The organism is Vibrio aerogenes (assembly GCF_024346755.1).
Taxonomy (GTDB): domain Bacteria; phylum Pseudomonadota; class Gammaproteobacteria; order Enterobacterales; family Vibrionaceae; genus Vibrio; species Vibrio aerogenes.
This window is the reverse complement of sequence record NZ_AP024862.1, coordinates 991,475-1,011,885: the sequence shown is the minus strand read 5'-3', so window position 1 is coordinate 1,011,885 and position 20,411 is coordinate 991,475. Positions and strand designations below refer to the sequence as shown.

The window sequence follows — 20,411 nt, the reverse complement described above, 5'->3', positions numbered from 1 at the left end:
CCGATACGCTTTTATCGCAGTCTTATTTGTCACACAGCCTGTGGTGGCGGATATAATTTTATGGCATACACTTCAAGTTGTTATTCATTGAATTTTATATCTGCGTTGAGAGGTAGAAACGCTTGACACACTAACGTTACAGGAGTCTGTCACATGAGTGGAAGCAATAAAAGCGAATACATCATTGGAGGCTGGACACAGGAAATCCATGTCCAGCCACCGGTCACATTTACCTGCACGATGTATGGCATGGTGACTAACCTCAAAGAACTGGCGACAGGTACGCCGCCGAAACAGTCCTGGAACTGGAGCCCGAAAACCACACCTGCCCCCACGGTTATCCATGGGGATGTTATGTGGACCTATGGTGGTGCAGGCGCCGTACCGGATGATATGCCGGCCGGTGAGCAGCTGGACGAAATTGCATCGACCTGTACCCGCGGATCATGGGCGGGGATCGATTTTGATAACGAAAGCCGGATGAATATCACTAACGTGATTGCCGTGATGGAACAGCTGAAGGCCAGTGGCTGCCCGACCAGTTATACTTTTCTTGCCGGTGCAGATTATGTGGATTCAGGTGACAGTACGGTTCAGTCTGTCGTTGAAAGCGGCGTCTGTGATCGGTTTGTGTTGATGTGTTACGGTGGTCAAATGTGGGGGATGAACGACATCGAACGGTATGTGAGCCGGGCGATCGAAAAAACGATCCATGAGTATGGCGTACCTGAGAAGAAAGTCATCCTTGCCCTCACACCGGCAGGATTGACCGCTGAAAATCTGGATTATTTTCTGCAACAGGTCAAAACCCATCATATTGGTGGTCTGTTTATCTGGAATTTCCAGTTATTGAATGCTGAAGATCTCGAAACCATTTGTACTCAACTTGGCATATCGTCACTGGAATATATGTGAGCTTAGTCGTGGTCCACGTTTATACCATTCTAAGTCATTTTCTGATCTGGATATATCTGGTTCCACAAACCGCTCAAGCCATCCCTTTTCGTTGATAAGAAAGGCGCTTAAACAAGGGCATCCATGCCCTTGTATGTTTGCTCCACCAGACACATCCAGATGATCTGTTTATTTTTCAGATTGGTATGAGGTGCTACTTTGGTGACAAGGCTGGCAAATGACAGGCTTTAACGGTTCCCCGCAAGCGTCTATTTGCTGAGAAATGATTCCAGTTCATTGGCAAAACCCAGCCCGGCGACCGTGTAGATATTAAATGTATGATCGACGCCCAGCGCTTTGAGTTCATCCTCTTCATCATGGTGCTTGGCAGTTGCAGCAATGCGTCCCTGATATCCCATTTCTTTCAGACGTAAGACCGAATTCATATTTGCCTGATGGTTGGGCAGTGTCAGTAATACCCACTCCAGATCATGATGAAGTTCCGGCGCCCTGATCCAGAAATCCGGGTTCGTTACGTCACCGGTATAGACATTCCGGCCCTGTTGGGTCAGGCGGGTTGCTCTTTCTCTGTCGACCTCGACACCAGCAATGTTGCCAGCATAGTTTTTTTCCAGCGCATTATAGGCGGCAACTCCCATTCTGCCCATCCCGAACACGACAGCTTTGATATGAGACAGTGCCAGATGTTCTTCACCGGCTAACCGGTTTTTCCTTTCAAAACGATTCATTTTTGTTCGCCATCGCTCATACAGGCTGTCACGGATGCTGATGATTGGCGCTGAAAGAATAAAAGAGAAAGCCAGAATCAGAGCGAGAATGGCTAACCATTCACCGGCCAGCCAACCAGATGAGACAGCAATTGCCCCCACAATTAAACCAAATTCACTATAGTTGGCTAAATTTAAAGATGCCCGCCAGGCTGAGTTACTTCTCAGATTAAACAGGCTGAACAAGCCGAAATAGATTGCGACTTTAAGGGGCAAAAACAGCATCAACAATAAAGCGATCAAAACGTCTGTACCACTTGGCATCGCCGTCATGCCAACACTGAGAAAGAAACCTACCAGAAATAGTTCTTTAAACCCAAGCAGCGCTTTGGCCAGTTCCGTGGATTTAGAATGCTTTGCCAGCAACATGCCGAATACCAAAGCGCCAACGTCGCCTTTCATGCCCACCAGTTCAAATAAGTCGGCACCAATCAGTGCCATGGAAATACCAAACAGAATCAGCAGTTCACCGTGGCCGACTTTATCGAGAATCTTATAGAAAATGAATCGCATCGGGATCAGTAAAATCAGGGTGACTGTCCACAGAGAAGGAATTTTTCCCATCGATACCGCAATAAAAATAACGGCAGCAATATCCTGAATCACCAGCACGCCGATGGATGTTTGTCCGTGCAGAGCATTGTTCGTCCCGCTTTCATCAAGCACTTTGACAGCAAAAACAGTACTGGAAAATGTCATAGCAAAGGCGATAAGCAACGCTGTTTCTGCCTCCATGCCGTGAAACAGAGGCACGGAAGTGTAAGAGAGCAGCATGACTAATATGCCGAAAATGAGAGTGACCAGGCCCATATGCAGGGTTGCTGTCCCCCACACTTCAGGCCTTGCCAGTGAAGAGAGCTTCAGTTTCAGGCCAATGGAAAACAACAAGAGAGTGATCCCCATGTCTGATAGTATGCCCAGAAATTCGCCGTCTTTGGCACCGAGTCCATTCAGGACAAAACCAGCAAAAAGGAAGCCGACAAGGGGAGGAAGACCAAAATTTTTAACGGTTAAACCGCAAACAAAGGCTATCGCTATCCAGAGTGGGTCACTGTAGTGAATCGAAATCAGTTGTGCATCCATGTTTATTCCAAAAGATATCTCATCAAAAATCTGATGAAGGCTTACTGCAGGGTGAGCACGACATTCTGTCTGTCCGGTTGATTGGATCCGGTTGATCAGTGTGTTACCGCGTTTTTGTATCAGTAAAGATAGGATAAATTTTTGCTTTTTTCTTATCCAATTTGACCGGTTATTTTTGAAAAAGCGGGATAGCTCTTATCTTTTGTTACTGTCTGTCTTTTTCAAAGGCGGATATGGGCTGAATTTTTCAGGAGTTGAGGGGGTAAGGGTTTGACATTATCCAGGGCAGGAAAGTATCTGACGCTTTCATACCCTGTGATAAATTATAGATGAAAAAACAAAACCATATTTAAGCCTGTGCCATCACATCCGGCAGAACATAACTCACCACATTGTGGTGCAGCCGGACCCAAAGTCCGGGATTGGTATTCAGTTGTGCCGCCAGCTCGTCTGAATCATCAGACAGGGTTGCATTCAGCACATTGTTATAAGTGACTTTTTTGGCGGGTGCAGTATCTGCATCCACTACCGACTGAACAATTTTCTTCGCACTTAAAATCGCGGCAGGTCCCAGCGTGAGGATGTATTTGGCATTGCGGCATTCTGTTTCATCTTCACCATTGACCGCAGTGCCACCTGCTTTAAATTTGGTGATGTGATGTTCCAGAATTGATTCAGAAATCGGGATAATGCCTGCGATATCATGAAGTCCGGCGTCCGAACCGGGTTTGATGTAAGCGAGGTGAGAAGCACCTTCTGCTTCCGGGCCATGACCGAGGAAGAAAATATCCAGTCCACCCAGCGCATTCATTTTTTCAAGGTATTGGTCCATGGCTTGCAGAATATCGCCACTCTCTGTATTCATCGGTGTGAATGATTTAATTTTGGCAAAAAAATCTGCGCCTAACAGACGTTCAAAATCACGGACAAAACTGAGGCTGTTCTCCATTCTCATCGGTGCCAGTGCATCCTGCGTGAAGACATTCAGGCGGGAAAGCAGCGCATCGATCGACGAGCCTTTGGCAAGTTCTCCCAAATGTTTATGCAGCGCCTGAGCCCCCCGGCCACCGAGCAGAACAATGTTAATATCACCGTCTTTGCTATCGGCAACGGCCGTCAGCTCATTAAACATGGCAAGACCCACAGCTTGCTCATCCGCCAGAACCACGGGTTCAATGGCACGGCTTGCCGGAAAGGTGAGTGGTTCGCCTTTTTGGGTCATCCAGGTATTTTTATCGGTAGAAATGGTCTGCATATCCTTACTCTCTGATATCTCTGTTTCCACGGATTGTAATCTTCACCGGTGCCTGTTGAAAACCATTTTTGTCAGCCAGATCCGAAAAGGTCGCCGGATGTCCCCTTAAAGAAACGATGCGCCCTTTTATAATCCCCGTCCGGTCGACAGAAAATGTTCCCAGTCTTTCCGGCCGCGTTTCAGGGCTGCATTGATGGCACTTTGCACATCATATTGGACCTTGTGAAAACCAGCCTGCCATGTTCCGGCGGTGGTTTTTTCTAAAATGGCATAAGAAGCCAGAGAGGAATAAGTCTGCATAGAATGCAGGTGAGGCGTATCGTCCGTATAAGCCGGCAGACCGACACTCCCCGGATTGATAATCAATTGCCCGGTTCTGAGTGACACACAGCGTGGGATGTGGGTATGTCCGCATAAAATAACCGGGGATGTCACCCCATTGAGCAGGCGGGTAATTTCTTGCTCTGTTCTCAGTTCGGGGTGCCCTGAGCGTGTTTCTTCCAGTAAATAGACCAGATCGTCTCCCGGTGTCCCGTGGCAGGCGTATATCTCCGGCGTGACTTGTTTATCAAACGGCAGTTGCTTCATCCATATCAGAGGCTCATTGCCTAAATCATTCAGGATAAACTGCATGGTTGGGTTGGCATCAATTTCAGCCTGCGTTGCCTGATAAATCTGCCGGTCCTGATTACCGGAGATCGTCACAGCCGTTAGGGTCATTAAGTAGTCGTAAGTCGCTCGTGGGGCGATCGGGCCATACAGAATATCTCCGAGGTTGATAAGTGTGGTTACACCTCTGTTTTTTGCATCTTCAACGACAGCTTTCAGTGCGTAAATATTGCTGTGAATGTCTGAAAGTACAGCAAATTTTTCTAATGGTTGATTCATTTTCCAATCACTCACTTTCTGGATTGCATTTTATTTCAGTGTGCCATACCTGCGGGAAAGGTCTCAACCTACTGTTCGCTCGTTATTGTGCCGCTGCGACTCAATCTGGCTCCGGAAAAGGTTCAGCTATACATTGTCCCGTGCTTTTTTCTTTACACAAGCCTCGCGATGATTAATATTCACTCATATTCAAGCATTGCATAGGATATTTTCAACGGTGACAAATACAGCTGATTATCTGGATATCTGTAAGCTCGTGAGGTCATACTGAAAATAAACGTCAGAGATTTAAATAAGGAAAGACCATGGCTTCTCTCAACTATTCACATGCGCAATATCCGGTTTTTCTGAAATCGTTCCATCAGTTTGGCCGTTTGGCAACCAAAGTGGATACGGTGATTGACTTTCCGGATGTATCACGGATTCATGCGGTGATTGAATGGCATGATGCATGGTATTTACGCGATCTGAGTAAAAATGGTGTGCGGGTCAATGGGCAGATGATTTCTCCTCATCATCCTTACTTGCTGAAGATGCATGATCAGATTGCTTTTTCCGGTTATCAGGAGACGCCTTTTGTGGTGGATGATCTTGAACCGCCCAGAGACCTGCTTGTACCAGAAGCTTGCGGGCCGGAGCCGGATATCAAACCAATTTATCTGGAGCGGTATCATTTTCTGCCCAGTGAACATTCACCTGAAATTGTTCTTTTTTACAATATGTCAGAGCAGGAATGGCAATGCGAGCATGTGAAGAATGGTGAGACTTTCCCGCTCAAAGATGGTGAAATACTGCAATTTTCGCACAGGATGTGGCGGCTGATTAAAGGGATTGACAGCGCGACAGAGGAAACCCAGCAGTTCACGACTCAGCCAACAGATGAGCTTTGCTATATCTTCAATATCAGTCAGGATGAAGAACTGACTGAGCTGACAATTCAGGATCACAGTCATCAGATTGACTGTGAAGTGAGAAGCCACCACTACTTAACAGCGCTGCTTGCCCGGTATAAAGCGGAAGATCTGAAACAACATATTCCTGAGCCCGAACAGGGATGGCGCTCCGTCATGCAACTGATGAAAGATATGGGCCTGTCGGAAACCCATCTCAATATCCAGATTCACCGGGCGCGTAAGCAAATTCAGGATGCGCTGTTATCTGAAGGACTGATGGCGCCTGATTATATTGAACGCAAACGCGGACGGGTGCGGCTTGCTGTCCGGAACTATCAGGTGATCAAAGGAAGCCGGCTGGAAGTTGATTCCGCACATTTGTCTTAAATTACTTTGCAGACACAGAGAGCATTTTTATGTCGATTGAACTGAGACCGCTGAGCCCTGAAGAGTCGGGGATGACTTTTCCAGTGTTTAAAACTTATATGAAACCTGTGATAGAAGCAGCATTCGGTTGGGATGAGGCATTTCAGTACCATGGTTTTACGGCCAATTTACAGCCGGAATGGTTCAGTTGGGTGGTCAGTTGTGGTCATCAGGCGGGTTTGGTGTGTTACCGACAGAAGGCGGAAAGTCTTCATATTCATCTGCTGGTGACCTTTTCATCACAACAAAGGCAGGGAGTGGCATCACGCGTGATAACTTTGCTCAAAGGACAGGCTTGCCGACAAAACCTGTCGTTAACGCTCAGTTGTATTAAAAATAATCACCCCGCACTTCATTTGTACCGGAAGCTCGGATTTGAAGTGCAAGAGGAGGATGAACACTTTTATAATCTGATTTGTTATGACCCATGTCCGATCCACATTCAATAATTAAACCGGATGGACGCGTGGCAGTCGGGTATGCGCTGGTAAGTCGTGATTTTTGTTCCAAAAAATCCGGGCAAGATCTTGCTCACCGGGCAACTTTTTGCTCGCGTTTGAGCAAGATCTTGCCTGTATTTATAATTAAATCAATACAAATCATTGAAATATAGTGATTCACTCTATGGCATAGTAAATGCTCTTCTCCTCTGCTGATTATCCATCATGGGGAAACCGCCGTTTATGTCTTCACCTTCTGTATCAAAAAAATCCAGCCAACAGAAAAAAGCCAATCTGCTCGCCAGTGTTCAGGCCGCTGAAGCCAACTTCTCTACCGACAAAGTACTGGATTGTGGTTGTGTGGTTTGCGGCTGCCAGGCATTTATCCGCATTGTCTACGAAGATGGCACTGGCGTGCCAGAAGCGCCGGTCACTGTGATTGACAGTAATGGTTCTAAAGTTGAAGGCACCACCGATAAAAACGGCGTGATTCATGTAAAAAACATGGGCTGTGGCGCTTATGAGCTGATGTTCAAAGAAGGTAGCGATGAATTCAAACTGACGGGTGTGGCTGAAAATAACCCGGTTTTGCAAGATACCACGCACCTTGCCGCCCTGATGGGGGAATATTTCACGCTGTTCAGCCAGCTGCATAAACGGGGGTATCTGACCTATGACGCAGACGGCAGTTCCGATAATTATGTCGATGTGGATGGCTGCCCGTTTACCGATATTCCGGACGAGTATGAAGCGGCCTACGACCGCTACTGGGAAATCCACAAGCAGGTGCAGGAAGGCCCGGTTTCCATGCGCATCGCCGCCAATAAAATGTTCTCCGGCCTGGCCGGTGAAACTGCTGAAACCACCATGTTCAGTGTGGCTGCCCAACTGGCAGCAGAAGTCATTATCGGCATGATCCCTTATGTCGGTCAGGCCAAAGATATCTACGATATCAGCTACTGGAGTTACGAAACTTATGAGGGAAAAGACTCTGAAGCGCACTGGCTTGAAGGTTTCCTGAATGTGATTGGGATTGTTCCCGGCGTTGGTGATGGTGTGAAAGTGATTGGCCGGGCCATCAGCCGGGCACTGCGCCACGCGGATATCCGCATGCTGCAAAAAGCCGGAAAGATTATCCGCAGCCTGTCCAAAGGCAACATCACGGAATATCTCAAAACCTTTGATAAAGAGCTGGATGAGGTGCTTAAGGCCGTCAAACCCCAGATGGACAAAATACTGGCAGCGCTGGATGAAGCGGTGATCAACAGTAAAAACTGGATTATCCGGCTGGTGAAAGCGCAGTTTGCCGGGTTAGTGGCGGCGCTGAAAAAGTTGCGCAACAAGCTGGATGATATCGCGGCGAAGCTGAAAAAGCAGGTCAAAGAATTTGTGGAGAAATACACTCACCGCTCGGATGGGAGCACGCACAAAAAGAAAAGCCAGGTGCGTGATGAAGAAAAGCCGCTGGAAACCACCAACCCGCACGCTGAGCAGGCCGAACACGATGAGTTAATGAACCAGCACGAAGGCAATAACACCCAGTGCACTTCTGCCGTGTGTCAGGGCAAAGGGGAACCGGTTGATATTCTCACCGGTAAAGTCTTTGAACAGCGCGAAGACTTCCGCCTTGCCGGGCCGCTGCCACTGAGCCATGAACGTTATTATCATTCCGCTGGCCTGCGCCAGAGCGGGTTGCTCGGCACCCTGTGGCGCAGCAGCTGGGATTTAACCCTGCGGCTGGATGGCACACAGGCCATCTTCACCGATCTGGATTTCTCTGAAGCGGCGTTTACCAAACCGTATCCCGGTATTCCGATGCGCTCCGCCGCCAAACCGGGCTGGGAGCTGAGCCGTGATAGTCAGCAAAACATGGTGTTGCAGGATAAACAAGGTATCCGCTATACCTTCGGCCATGCATTCGGCCCCTTGTTGCGGCTGACGCAAATTGAAGATGCTTACGGCAACACAAACCAGTTTCTTTATGATCGCGGCACCCTCAAATGGGTGATCCTCAGTGATGATCGTCTGATTCAGGTGGAAACCCAGCGGCGGCGGATCACCCGGCTGACCTTATGTGATGCACAGAAAAACCCGCTGCGCGAGCTGGCCGCTTATACCTATGACAAGCACGGACAACTCACCGCCGTGCGTGGCGCGCCCGGTTGCAGCTTTGACTATCAGTACAACAAAGACGGCGGGTTAACCCGCTGGCAGGATTTGGCGCACACCTGGGTTGAGCATGATTACGACGACAAAGGCCGCGCCATCGCCACCCGCTGCGCCGATGGCCTGTGGTACGATCAAATCCGTTATGACGACGACAACCATATTCACTACTACAAAAACGCTTTTGGCGGCATTGAGGCGTATCATCTGGATGAGCGCAACCTGCCTTATGCCATTGTCGATTCAGATGGCAACCGCACAGAGCAGCAGTGGCAGGGGGATTTACTGGTCAGTGAAACCAATGCCGCCGGGGAAACCACCACCTACAGCCACGATGATAACGGCAATATCACCGAAGTCACGCAGCCGGACGGAAAGCTGCATGTGTATCAGTACAATGAGCACAGCCGGCTGACGGGCTACACCGCGCCGGACGGGGCGCGCTGGCTGTATGAGCACAACCAGCAGGGCGATGTCACCACCGTCACCGACCCCGATGGCCGCCAGTGGCATTACAGCTATACCGAATCGGGCCAGCGCGCCAGCGAAACCGCGCCCGATGGCAGCATCACCCGTTATCAGTACCACGCTAACGGCCTGCTCAGGCGCATCGACCCGGCCACCGGTTACGGCATGACACTCAGTTACGATGTGCACGGGCGGTTGATTAAACGCGAGAGTGACAACAAACAGGTCCGCCGCTGGTGTTACGATCACCATCATCCGCACCCGTCTCAGGTGATCTATGAAGATGGCACCACCGCGCGTTTTACTTACGATATTGAAGGCAACCTGACCACAATCACCGATGCCGCCGGGCACACCCGCACCTTTGCCTACGGTGCTTTTGACCGGTTGCTCACCGTGACCGACCCGCTCGGTGCGACGACGCAATATCACTACAATCAGGAAGGTGAATTTGCCGGGGTGACGAACAGTCAGGGCAATGAGTGGCGCTATGAATTTGATGATTTTGGCCGCATCTGCACCGAACGTCATTACGACGGACGCAAGGAGCACTTCAGCTACACGCTTGCGGGGCAGCTGGCATCGCGCACCAAACCCGATGGTCACCGGTTTGATTATCAGTATGATCCGTGTGGCCGCCTGCTTGAAGCGCAAAGCTTTGATGCCGACAACCAGCCCACCGGCAAAAGCTGGTATGAATACGATGCCGCCGGGCGGCTGCGCTATGCAGAAAACAGCGATGCCTGGGTGGAGATGCAATACAGCCCGGCCGGATTACTGCTGAATGAAAACCTCAACGGCACGCCGATCACGCATGAATATGATGCCGCCGGGCGGCGGATACAGATGCAGGGCGCTCACACGCCGCGGGCGTTTGAATGGCAGCAGCAACAACTGATGCAGTTGCAGATTGGTGAGGCAGACACGCGCCATGATTTACTCAGCTTCAGCTGGCATGAGAGCGGCCTTGAAGCCAGCCGTCGCAGCGACAGCGGTTTTGCCCTGCATCAGGATTACAGCGCCACCGGGCTGCTCACCGGCCAGCGCCTTGGCTTGTTTGGCACGCACATGCTGCGGCAATATCAGTATGACGCGCTGGATCAGCTGTCTGAAATCAAAGACAGCCACCGGGGTTACACGCAGTTCAGCCACAATGCCAACGGTCAGATAAGCGCTGTACGCCAGCGGCGCTCATGGGAGCCCCGCGCCAGTTTTGTGCAGTTATTTGGCTATGACAGTGAGCTGAACCTCAATGAAACCGGCAGCGGCAGTGAGTTCTCCGGCAATGTCATTTCAATGGCCGATGAGCGGCTCAAGCGCCAAACCAAACAGTACGACAATGCCGGGCGCGTGGTTGAAACCGGGCGATTCAAATACGTTTACGATGCATGCGGGCGCGTCACCACCAAAACCGAAAGCAAAAACGGTTACCGGCCACAAACCACGAAATTTATCTGGAATGACGAAGATCGGTTAACGCATATTGAGCTGCCGGACGGCACCCGTTACCGCTATCGCTACGACCCGTTCGGGCGAAGAGTCGCCAAAGAATGCCTCAAAACCCAGACTCAAACGCATTACCTGTGGGATGGCAACACGGTGATTCAGCAAAGCCAGATCACCGCCGACGGCACAGCCCTGCAAAGCACCGAATATCTCTACGAGCCAGACACCTTCCGTCCGCTGGCGCAAATCACCACCGACCACGACACCGGCCGCGAGCGTTTGCACTACATCATCACCGATCATGCAGGCACCCCGCAGGAATTATGCAGTCCGGAGGGGGAAATTCAGTGGCGCGGCAACCAACAGCTGTGGGGCAACTTCCACCAGCAAACAGAAATCCTCAACCGCGGTTACCTCGAAGAGGCCATGAACGACGCGGTGCACTGCGACCTGCGTTATCAGGGCCAGCTTGAAGATACAGAATCCGGGCTTTATTATAATCTCAACCGCTATTTCGATTCAGACAGCGGGCAGTACCTCAGCCCGGACCCGATAGGATTTGCGGGTGGGTTGCGGCCGCAGGGGTATGTGCATAATCCGGTGGCGTGGGTTGATCCGCTGGGGTTGAGTCCGGATTGTTATAAGAAAATAGATAGAGGTGCTCCAGAGCTAGGGGGATTTGCAAAAGGAATTAGTGCCGATGAAATAAAAGAAATAAATAGGAGTCTTGGTAATACAGCTGGCGCTTATCGAGATCCATCAACAGCATTATATAATGCATCACATAGAAATGGTTTTTATGATAAAGCCGCATCATTAATTCGCGATATTGCTGGTGGACATATGTTTAGAGATGCAAATAAAAGAACAACTCAGAGTGTTATTGAAAAATTAATGGATAGAAATGGTATTTCTGGTGGTCCTGATTCATCTAAACTTCGTAGTATAATTAATAGAGTTGCTGATAGTACAAGAAAAGACCATTTGAGTAGTATCGAAGATATTTCCACTGCATTAAGAGGATTTTGATAATATTATGATTTATACAAAAGAATTTATTCCCCAAATTGCTAGTCACTTCAGTATGAATATAATTCCTGATGATTGGAGTGGTATTGATGCTGTTCTGCCTATAATCGAAAGAATTAAATGTGATGGTGCAGTATTTATTATCAAAATCGATGGAGAAAGGGGAGATGATGATAATGGCCCTTATTCTATATTAGTGTTTGGAAAACCTCTCGGTGAGCTCTGTATTAGTACTGATGCCCATAATTTAGACGATGGGCTAACTTATGTAATCGGTACATATGCAAATCATGTCTGGGGCATTAGTCAAAGTTAATTCAGTGTTTTTTAGGCTCTTAATTTTAAGAGCCTATTAATATTGAGTATACCTGCTTGCATTTTTTGTCTGGCAGAAGTGTTTGCAGAATGTACAAGAATTTGGGGTGGATCATAGTTAGTAGTTGCAACAGCTTCTTCAATCCAAAGAATTACATCATATCCTGTCCCTTTTTCATCATTCCCTAAATCATGATCTAGACTAATTATTGACACTTTCTCTGTTTTTAGAAGTTCTATTGCTTCATTTGGCCATCTAACTAAGGTCCAGTCTTTTGGTGGAACTCTTTCATCATCAAGAAAAATCTTCATTTTTATAATTGGTTCTACTTAATTTCATATAAACTCGTCGTGAGATTGTAACACAGTAAATGTTTGGGTAACTAAATCGTAAGTGTCAACCGCGGGGACAATTGTGACTTCCGCCAGCAAACAGAAATCCTCAACCGCGGTTACCTCGAAGAGGCCATGAACGACGCGGTCCACTGCGACCTGCGTTATCAGGGCCAGCTTGAAGATACAGAATCCGGGCTTTATTATAATCTCAACCGCTATTTCGATTCAGACAGCGGTCAGTATCTCAGCCCGGATCCGATAGGATTTGCGGGTGGGTTAAGGCCGCAGGGGTATGTGCATAATCCGGTGGCGTGGGTTGATCCGCTGGGGTTGAGTCCGGATTGTGGGGATGCTAATTTTGCAGATGAGTCAAAATTGACTAATCACTATGAAAAGCATGGTGCTGAATTTGGTGCTGAAAGTGAAGATGAATATCTTTCAATGGCTCGTCAGGTAATGAACGAAGGGACTCCAGTTCAGTACGAATATAAAGGTGAATTAAGAACTGGATTTGTTCAACTAATGGGAAATAATCGTAAAGGTCAAGCAAAATTTGCATTCGTTGGTACAAATTCACAAGGTCAAATAACAACATTACATACAAAAAGTGGGAAAGATTTTTGGAAAACACTAAATGGCAGTGCAAGCGACAAGCCTATAAGGCCAGCTAATTTATGAATAAATATGAAATAATTCTTAGGAAATTAAATCCGACAATAGAAGAAGAAGTGACAATAGAACTGAATAAAACAATGTTGACCGTTTTTGCTGGTATTTGCTCCTATCCAATTCAAGTTGATCAATCATACTGGATCACTTTTAGTATGTCGGATTTCGAGCTTCATGAACAAGATTGCTCCGAGGAATATTCTGTCATACGTGTAAACAATGCTTATTCTTATGAACTAAAAGGTATTTTAAACGGAGATACTATTGATACTGGAGTTTTCAAGATCCAGGATGAATATTTGTCATTTGAATTTGGATATCTTGATGGAAAATATATTTGCTTATATGTTGACAGATTAGATATCGAATTTCTTTGATAATGAGATGGTTCATTATTCTGTGTCATCCACTTTATCTATCGCCTAAATGTTCGCAGCCGGGATCACTATCCCGGCTGTTGACTCACTCAACTCACCCCACCCCAGTGCCGATTTTAACTGCGTCAGTTTCTCCCGCAATGCCAGCCTTTGAGATGAATATCCGGGGTACTGAACTACCCGTCCAGATATTCCCGTTCTGATTCGGTGATCAGGTTATGAATAAATACCTGAATTTGCCATAAATCCTGGTATTCGATCTGGGGATGACCGGAAAGAATCGCCTGCATTAACATCAGATATTCACGGGCTTTGAGATGGATATTCAAGTCGGTGTGATTCGCATCTGTATGCTTGGTATTGAAGATCCGTTCTTCTTGCTCGGGGGTAAGTTTGGCTTGATGGAAATAGTTTGATGTGGGCATTGAAGCCTCCGTCTTGCGATTAAATATCAATCACCACTCAGAGGGACTAATCAATGGGTGGTGAGCTGAACAAGGTTAGTCCTACCGTTCGCAAGAGACGGCCAGCATAAAGCTGCCTCATCCAGCTCACCATAATTCAGGCGTACTGAAATAACACATAAATGACCGACGGACAAGCCGGCATTTATGTGCCTTGCGATTGTAACGGGGGACTAAACCCGACACTGTTTTTTTGCAGTGCGGAGGTAGGTTAATTGGGCTGACTGCTTTATTCAAGGCAGAAGTCTGAGTGGCATTAAACGCCTGTCCTGATAAATCCTATTCTGATAATTTCAGCTTTTCTTTTTGAAATATGATAACGAATTTCTCTGCTACGAGATAAGATTAGTGAGTGACGTGTAAGTTATTGTGTCTTTTTATAAGTCCGGGCGACGTGAATTAAGCTGGTTAGCTTGATTAAGGGTTTAATTAATAATTGAGCACTGCCAACAATAAATAACCATGTTCCGCTTTCGACCAGTGAATCGTTTAAAAAGAAGAAGCTGCCAATTAAAAACCAAATGGCGATCAGTAAGTCGTTCAATGCTCCCAATGCTTCATAACGGCGCTGGATGACAATATGTTTGGTGCCTATATCGACGTCTAACTCTCTGCTTTTGATGACAATCATGTGTTTCCTGTTTCTGAGTTGATGAAATTTGCCTCTGCGGACTGTAGCGAATATGCAAAGTGTTCGCAACCGGGGGCGCTTGAGTCTGTTTTTATACAGAGAGAATAACAAGGTCCTCATCACCAAAAGGTATCAAGGACCATGGGTTATGTGGTTTTTGGAGCGGTTGTTTTTAGCAGTGATTCGCGTCTCTGCAGGGAATTATGATTCACCTGGCTTTGCTGCTGTGACTAACAGTTCGACTTTGAGCTCCGGGCTGGCGAGCCGGGCTTCACCACATGCTCTGGCTGGCGCGAATCCATCTTCAAACCAGCTGTCCCAAACCTGATTCATTTCGTCAAAGTCGGCCATATCGGCCAGCCATACTGTGGTTTGCAGAATATGATTCTTATCCGATCCTGCTTCTTTCAGTAATGTTTCTGTCCGGCGAAGTGCTTCAGCGGTTTGCTCGGCGACGCTGGTGCCGGCAACGCCGACCTGACCACACAGATAAATCGTCTCGTTGTGGATGACAATTTTACTCATGCGTTGATTCGTAAACTGGCGCTGGATTTGCGTCATATTCAGGTTCCTTTTTTCTGTATGGGTTCATCAATGATTGATGGGCTGGTGTCAGACTGGCTAACTCGCCCAGCGTCAGGGGTTTAACGGGGTGACGAATCCGGTAATAGCCAACTTGTGCGGGAGTTTGCCCGGTTTCGCTGGCAATCAGTTCACTGACTGCTGCACCACAATAACGTCCCTGACAGGGCCCCATGCCACAACGGGTCATTGCTTTGATTTGATTGATGCCGTTGCTTCCCTGCCGGGCCAGCGCACGTACTGCGCCTGCTGTGACTTCTTCACAACGGCAGACGATGGTCTCATCGGTTGGGTTGAGTGCTTCAGCAGGCGGTGTGTAGAGGGCATCAAGAAATGGCCGGACCGCCAGTTCTTTTTGAATTTGACGGCTGAGCTCCGCCCGTCGATTTTTCTGGTCCGGAACTTTAATTTGCAGAGCTTGCAGTACTTCAATTGCAGTGAGTTCGCCCTGGAGTTCTGCAACTATTGCACCGCCAATCCCGCCGTTATCTCCGGCAACGGAAATTCCGTCAATGGTGGTGAAACCGTGCGAACTCAGTATGGGTTTCCAGCAATGTTGTTGTTGATCCCACTGGTGCTTTACACCAATAGCACGGGTTAACTGGACATTGGGAATCACACCAACATGGCAAAGCAATGCGGATGTCTTCAGCATGTGTGCTGTACTGCCGGAGCGAAAACTCAGGGCTTCAATCTGGTGTCGTCCCGTTGCCCGGAGACCAGTTGCCCGGGTGAAATGCAGCACGCCGGCCCGTCTGATTTTCCGGAGCAACCGGAGTCCTTTGAGCAGATAACGATATCCCAGCAGTGCGCCACCGGCATAGCGGGCTGCTTTCAGGTAATTCTGTGGCTGATGTGTATCCACCAGAGCCAGAGGGGGGACACCTGCATCAATCATTTGTGCTGCCAAAAGGTAGAGTAATGGCCCGGTTCCGGCCAGCACCGCCTGACGGGGGAGCGTGTGAGCTGTCTTCATTAAAATCTGCCCGGCACCGGCCGTCATGATGCCCGGCAGAGTCCATCCCGGAAAAGGGAAACTCCGCTCTGTTGCACCAGTGGCAATGATAATCTGACGTGCCCGAACAACCTGACTTTGATTGCGCCGGCTCCAGTACACGTGTTTATCGGTATCGACACGCCAGACAGTGGCTTCATTCACATAAGTCAGCCCTGATTGAGCAGAAGAAAGAGACTGCTCCAGCTGATGGACTAAAGTTGCTCCGTGTAAATAGTCAGGGCCCAGGCGTTTCCCTGCCGGATGATCACCTGTTCCAACGGCCCGGTAAATCTGTCCGCCGGGTGCTGGCTGTTCATCCAGCAGCAGTACACTGGCGCCTGCATCGGCGCATTGTACCGCAGCCTTCATGCCTGCAGGGCCTGACCCGATGACGCAAACGTCGTAATTTTGCATATCTTTTTCCTGTTTTAGTTGCGCTGACGTTGAATCTTCATGCCTTCCTCAACCAGCCTCATACAGCCTTGTACGTTGGACTCTCCATTGACTTTCACCCGGCATTCAAAGCAGGTTCCCATCATGCAAAAAGGTGCACGGGGCGCGCCGGAGGTCAGCGTCTCACGGGTCGTGGAGATACCGGCGGCAAGTAATGCCGCGGCAATGGTATCTCCCGCTCTTGCCTGATAAGGGGTTCCTTCCCAATAAAATGTCATTTCGGGTGTTTCGCTTGATGCTTGTTCAAGCCTCACAAATGTTGAATCGTTTTTCACTGAATAACTCCAGATCAGGCTGATCTGCCTGATTTTCAAACCATGCCGGGAGCAGATAACTGTGTGCTGCGGCCAGCGTAATTCCGCTGTGACAACTGACGATGTATGTACCAGGATGCGTCGGGGATTCCTGATAGATTGGTAAGCCATCAGGTGAAATCACCCGCAGGGCTCCCCAGCTCCGGATGAGCCGGACACCGGCAAGAAAGGGGTAAACCGCAATTGCCCGCTCAGCGATGGCTGCCGTAATTGGTAAAGTCTCGGTGTCATCAAATCCTGCTGTTTCTTTTGAGTCACCAATCTGGATGCCTCCTTCATCAACCTGACGGATAATTCCCGAAGGTCGCTTCAGGATAGGGGGCATTTTTTCTGTGATTAAAACCTGACCTTTCTGTGGGGTGACCGGAGCCTTTAAGCCAAGCTGCGGGCCCAGTTGAGCCGCGCCAAGACCGGCACATAAGACGACTTTATCTGTGTGATATTGAGAGCCGTCGGACAGCCGGACCTGATACTTTCCGTGGTCGTCTGGCTGAATCTGTTCCACATGTGCCTGACTGATAATGTTGCCACCCAGGGCTCTGATGCCCTGCCAGTATGCTTTGAGCAGTTTCAGCGGATTGACATGCCCATCTTCCGGCCCGTAAATCGCTCCGGCAACTTCCGGACCGATTTCCGGTTCTTCCTGCAACAGCCGTGCCCGATCCCATACTTCATAGGGATGATCACTTTGAAGTTCAGAGCGAATCCACTCGTATTGTGCGGCCCGTTGTGCCATGTCGGATTCACTGAAATGGAAATCGTATCCACCGGTTTGCTGCAGATGAATATCAATCCCGGAGATGTGTTCGAGTTCGTCTGCCAGTGCCCGCCACATCCCGATTGAGCGTCGGGTCCATGCGGCATAATGTGGGGCGTTTAACCCTTTACAGGACAACCACACCAGCCCAAAATTACCGCGTGAAGCCCGGTATTCGCTGTCTCCGCCATCCAGTATGGTGACTTTGTGGCCGTTTTTAAGTAAACCGTATGCCACGGCACTGCCCACAACACCGCCGCCGATAATGATATATTCCGGTTTCATAGATGACCTCTGTTGTGTTGCGGGGGAGGCAATGCACTTCCCCGGTCAACATTAATGAAATGTTTTATCCAAAATGGGCTGGCCCCATTTCTGACCGATGTCGTTCAGAATTTCAGGCCAGACGGTTTGACGAACGTGTTGGGCGATCTTACTTAACTGCTGTTCGCTGACAGGTTCGATTCTGGTGCCGTTATCAGCCAGTTTCTTCTCGTTTGCTGCCTGATCATCTTCTGCGTACTGCCAGCGCCGGTTTTCAAAATCAGCGGCAGCCGTCTTCAGCGCTTGCTGATCAGCTTTTGACAAATCATCGAATCTCTCGCTGTTGATAATCAGATACCAGATTTCAAAATGAGTATTGAGCGGGATGTACGTTTTGGTGACATCTCTGAATGAGGCATAATAGCCTTCTGCACCCGAGCCAATCACGCCATCGACAACACCGGTTTCAACCGCAGTAAAGGCTTCGGAAAACGGAATCGGAGAACCGATATAACCGAGGTTATCCGCCAGTAACTGGAAACTTTTGATGGGTGGCACCCGCAGCTTGATACCTTTACTTCCGGTCAGGTCACCCGGATTTTTCGCTGCACGGTTGAGGGATATACCGCCGAAATAGACCGGATAAGCAGCCAACAGTGTGATACCTTGTCTGGCGTAAAGTGAAGCGATTGCTTCGCGCAATGGCGTGTCTGTCCCAAAAACCTGATGGGCCTGATTCCAGTTGGTGGCCAGGTAAGGCAGGAGTCCAATTTGCATCCGGCGATCGGTTGCCGTTGAAGCGGGTTGTACGGCCATGTCTATCGCACCAACTGCAATTCTTTCCTGAACAAGGGTGTAATCTCCGAGGGCGTTTGCGGCATAAACACGTAATTTGAGATCGCCATTTGTCGCTTTTTTCAGGGCGTCACCGAACTGCCGGATATCTTTGTCTACGACCGTACCCTGAGGCCGGACATGACTGATCCTGAGTGTTTCAGCACTGACAGGCAGGGCGCAGAATGTTGCGGTTGCAAGCATCAGGGTACAGAGGGTTGACTTGCCGCCAGCCAAATGCGTTAGTTTCTTATACAGATTTGTGAATTTCATACAACACATCCTTATTCGTTGTCTTTGAACTATGAGTTGTTTTTAAACCGTTGACTGGTTTAAACCGTTAGCTGTAGCCAAATAAATTCGGCAGAAAGAGAGATAAATCAGGCCAGAAAGAAGTGAGAATCACCACGGGCAGGTAACCCAGCAGGATCAGCATCATCGCCGGACCGATCACTTCAGAAAATTTGACATCACCAATTCGCGCCCCCAGATACAGAATGGATGCATAAGGGGGGGTGACGCCGCCCATCGCGGTATTCACGCCCATAATTGCAGCAAACTGAACCGGGCTGATCCCTATGGCATTCATCAGGGGGAGCAGCAGTGGTGCGATTAGAATAATCGCTGTAATGTCATTGACGACCATTCCGACCAGAAACAGTAAAATATTGATAAAAATCAGCAGTAATGTTTTGTTTTCGGTGATATCGAATATGGCGCTGACCAACGCCTGAGGCACGTTTTCGACAACAAACATCTGGCTGAGAATCAGGCTGAACAAGATCATGAAAATAATGGCACCGACCATCGATGCCGACTCTTTTCCTGAAGCCAGCAGCGACTGAAATGTCAGCCCCTTATAGATGAAAAAACCAACAGGCACAGCATAAATAACAGAAACGGCAGCCGCTTCTGTTGGTGTCATGACGCCACCATAGATACCACCGAGAATGATGACTGGCATCAATAAGGCCGGAACAGCATGTACCGTCCGTGACGAGGCTTCTTTGACCAGACCTGAGAATGAGGGTTTGTCATCCAGAATCAGGGAAAAATTGCGTGCCTTATACAGGTTGATTAATGCAAAGTTAAATGTCACCAGAAGACCTGGCCCAAGTGTTGCCAGAAAACAGGCAAGGATCGATGTATCAGTCACCCAGCCATAAACGATCATGGTGACACTTGGCGGTATGAGCAGCCCCAGAATCGATGAATTGGCAATCAGTGCCGTGGCGTATGCTCTCGGGTAACCACGTTTTTCCATTTCAGGAATTAACAGTGGTCCGATCGCAGCGACGCCGGTTAATCCGCTGCCGGAAATTGCACCGATAATTGCGCAACTGACCGATGCAACGACGCCAAGCCCTCCGCGAATATGGCCAACAAAGATGTTGACGAACTTTAATAAACTGGCGGCGATACCACTTTGACTCATGATGGTTCCGGCCAGAACAAACAGTGGAATGGCAAGCAACACCGGATTGGCTAACTGGCCGACACCCCACATCATATTCCCCTTCATCGAGATATCGCCCACATAAGTCATGATCATCAGGGCACCGCCGAAACAAAACGGCAGAGGGACACCAATAGTCAGTAACAGCACCAGAGCACCAACAGCAAGTAATGCGACTTCAACCAT

General features: G+C 48.7%; 19 protein-coding genes. 7 read left to right on the top strand and 12 right to left on the bottom strand.

Annotated features, from left to right (window positions below):
* The first annotated feature begins 153 nt into the window (after positions 1-153).
* On the top strand, positions 154-915 hold the full coding sequence (locus OCV29_RS22025) for a hypothetical protein (protein WP_073602880.1): 762 nt from the start codon (positions 154-156) through the stop codon (positions 913-915).
* Positions 916-1,163: 248 nt separating this feature from the next.
* Here OCV29_RS22025 and OCV29_RS22020 read toward each other — a convergent pair whose 3' ends face one another.
* The 3 genes from OCV29_RS22020 to OCV29_RS22010 form a co-directional block, all read right to left on the bottom strand.
* Positions 1,164-2,765 (bottom strand): cation:proton antiporter family protein, encoded by a 1,602-nt coding sequence (locus tag OCV29_RS22020; RefSeq protein ID WP_073602881.1) that lies wholly within the window; start codon positions 2,763-2,765, stop codon positions 1,164-1,166.
* Between the two features lie 349 nt (positions 2,766-3,114).
* Positions 3,115-4,020 (bottom strand): 6-phosphogluconolactonase, encoded by a 906-nt coding sequence (locus tag OCV29_RS22015; protein WP_073602882.1) that lies wholly within the window; start codon positions 4,018-4,020, stop codon positions 3,115-3,117.
* A gap of 126 nt (positions 4,021-4,146) precedes the next feature.
* Complete coding sequence (locus OCV29_RS22010) at positions 4,147-4,908, bottom strand: metallophosphoesterase family protein (RefSeq protein WP_073602909.1); 762 nt, start codon at positions 4,906-4,908, stop codon at positions 4,147-4,149.
* 305 nt (positions 4,909-5,213) lie between these two features.
* On the opposite strand from OCV29_RS22010, the gene OCV29_RS22005 reads away from it, so the two are divergent.
* The 4 genes from OCV29_RS22005 to OCV29_RS21990 all read left to right on the top strand — a co-directional run bounded on the left by OCV29_RS22005 (position 5,214) and on the right by OCV29_RS21990 (position 12,092).
* Positions 5,214-6,188, top strand: a complete 975-nt coding sequence (locus OCV29_RS22005; RefSeq protein WP_073602883.1) for an FHA domain-containing protein — start codon at positions 5,214-5,216, stop codon at positions 6,186-6,188.
* 29 nt (positions 6,189-6,217) lie between these two features.
* Positions 6,218-6,676: a GNAT family N-acetyltransferase gene (locus OCV29_RS22000; RefSeq protein ID WP_073602884.1), complete on the top strand. Its 459-nt coding sequence runs from the start codon at positions 6,218-6,220 to the stop codon at positions 6,674-6,676.
* 234 nt (positions 6,677-6,910) lie between these two features.
* Positions 6,911-11,776 (top strand): RHS repeat-associated core domain-containing protein, encoded by a 4,866-nt coding sequence (locus tag OCV29_RS21995; protein ID WP_175561520.1) that lies wholly within the window; start codon positions 6,911-6,913, stop codon positions 11,774-11,776.
* 7 nt (positions 11,777-11,783) lie between these two features.
* A complete protein-coding gene (locus OCV29_RS21990; RefSeq protein WP_073602886.1) occupies positions 11,784-12,092 on the top strand; it encodes a hypothetical protein in 309 nt (102 codons plus the stop codon).
* Between the two features lie 11 nt (positions 12,093-12,103).
* Here OCV29_RS21990 and OCV29_RS21985 read toward each other — a convergent pair whose 3' ends face one another.
* The gene (locus OCV29_RS21985) at positions 12,104-12,403 is read right to left on the bottom strand and encodes a cyclic-phosphate processing receiver domain-containing protein (RefSeq protein WP_073602887.1); all 300 of its coding nucleotides are present in this window, start codon (positions 12,401-12,403) and stop codon (positions 12,104-12,106) included.
* 156 nt (positions 12,404-12,559) lie between these two features.
* Between OCV29_RS21985 and OCV29_RS21980 the strand changes: the two genes are divergently transcribed.
* Positions 12,560-13,105 carry an RHS repeat-associated core domain-containing protein gene (locus tag OCV29_RS21980; RefSeq protein ID WP_084193260.1) on the top strand — a complete coding sequence of 182 codons (546 nt, stop codon included), beginning with the start codon at positions 12,560-12,562 and terminating at the stop codon, positions 13,103-13,105.
* A complete protein-coding gene (locus OCV29_RS21975; RefSeq protein ID WP_073602888.1) occupies positions 13,102-13,473 on the top strand; it encodes a CUB domain-containing protein in 372 nt (123 codons plus the stop codon). Before OCV29_RS21980 ends, OCV29_RS21975 begins: the two co-directional genes overlap by 4 nt.
* A 176-nt stretch (positions 13,474-13,649) precedes the next feature.
* Here OCV29_RS21975 and OCV29_RS21970 read toward each other — a convergent pair whose 3' ends face one another.
* From OCV29_RS21970 to OCV29_RS21930, 8 genes are all read right to left on the bottom strand, one after another.
* Entirely contained in the window at positions 13,650-13,898 is a 249-nt protein-coding gene (locus OCV29_RS21970; RefSeq protein WP_073602889.1) for a hypothetical protein, read from the bottom strand.
* Between the two features lie 403 nt (positions 13,899-14,301).
* Positions 14,302-14,568: a YrhK family protein gene (locus OCV29_RS21965; RefSeq protein ID WP_073602890.1), complete on the bottom strand. Its 267-nt coding sequence runs from the start codon at positions 14,566-14,568 to the stop codon at positions 14,302-14,304.
* Positions 14,569-14,769: 201 nt separating this feature from the next.
* Complete coding sequence (locus OCV29_RS21960) at positions 14,770-15,129, bottom strand: RidA family protein (protein WP_073602891.1); 360 nt, start codon at positions 15,127-15,129, stop codon at positions 14,770-14,772.
* Positions 15,086-16,561 carry an NAD(P)/FAD-dependent oxidoreductase gene (locus tag OCV29_RS23605; RefSeq protein WP_073602892.1) on the bottom strand — a complete coding sequence of 492 codons (1,476 nt, stop codon included), beginning with the start codon at positions 16,559-16,561 and terminating at the stop codon, positions 15,086-15,088. Before OCV29_RS23605 ends, OCV29_RS21960 begins: the two co-directional genes overlap by 44 nt.
* Positions 16,562-16,575: 14 nt before the next feature.
* On the bottom strand, positions 16,576-16,818 hold the full coding sequence (locus OCV29_RS21945; protein WP_073602910.1) for a (2Fe-2S)-binding protein: 243 nt from the start codon (positions 16,816-16,818) through the stop codon (positions 16,576-16,578).
* Between the two features lie 25 nt (positions 16,819-16,843).
* The gene (locus tag OCV29_RS21940; RefSeq protein ID WP_073602893.1) at positions 16,844-17,956 is read right to left on the bottom strand and encodes an NAD(P)/FAD-dependent oxidoreductase; all 1,113 of its coding nucleotides are present in this window, start codon (positions 17,954-17,956) and stop codon (positions 16,844-16,846) included.
* Positions 17,957-18,007: 51 nt separating this feature from the next.
* Positions 18,008-19,042, bottom strand: coding sequence for a TRAP transporter substrate-binding protein DctP (gene dctP / locus OCV29_RS21935; RefSeq protein WP_245796783.1), 1,035 nt, complete (start codon positions 19,040-19,042; stop codon positions 18,008-18,010).
* Between the two features lie 67 nt (positions 19,043-19,109).
* Entirely contained in the window at positions 19,110-20,411 is a 1,302-nt protein-coding gene (locus OCV29_RS21930; RefSeq protein ID WP_073602894.1) for a TRAP transporter large permease, read from the bottom strand.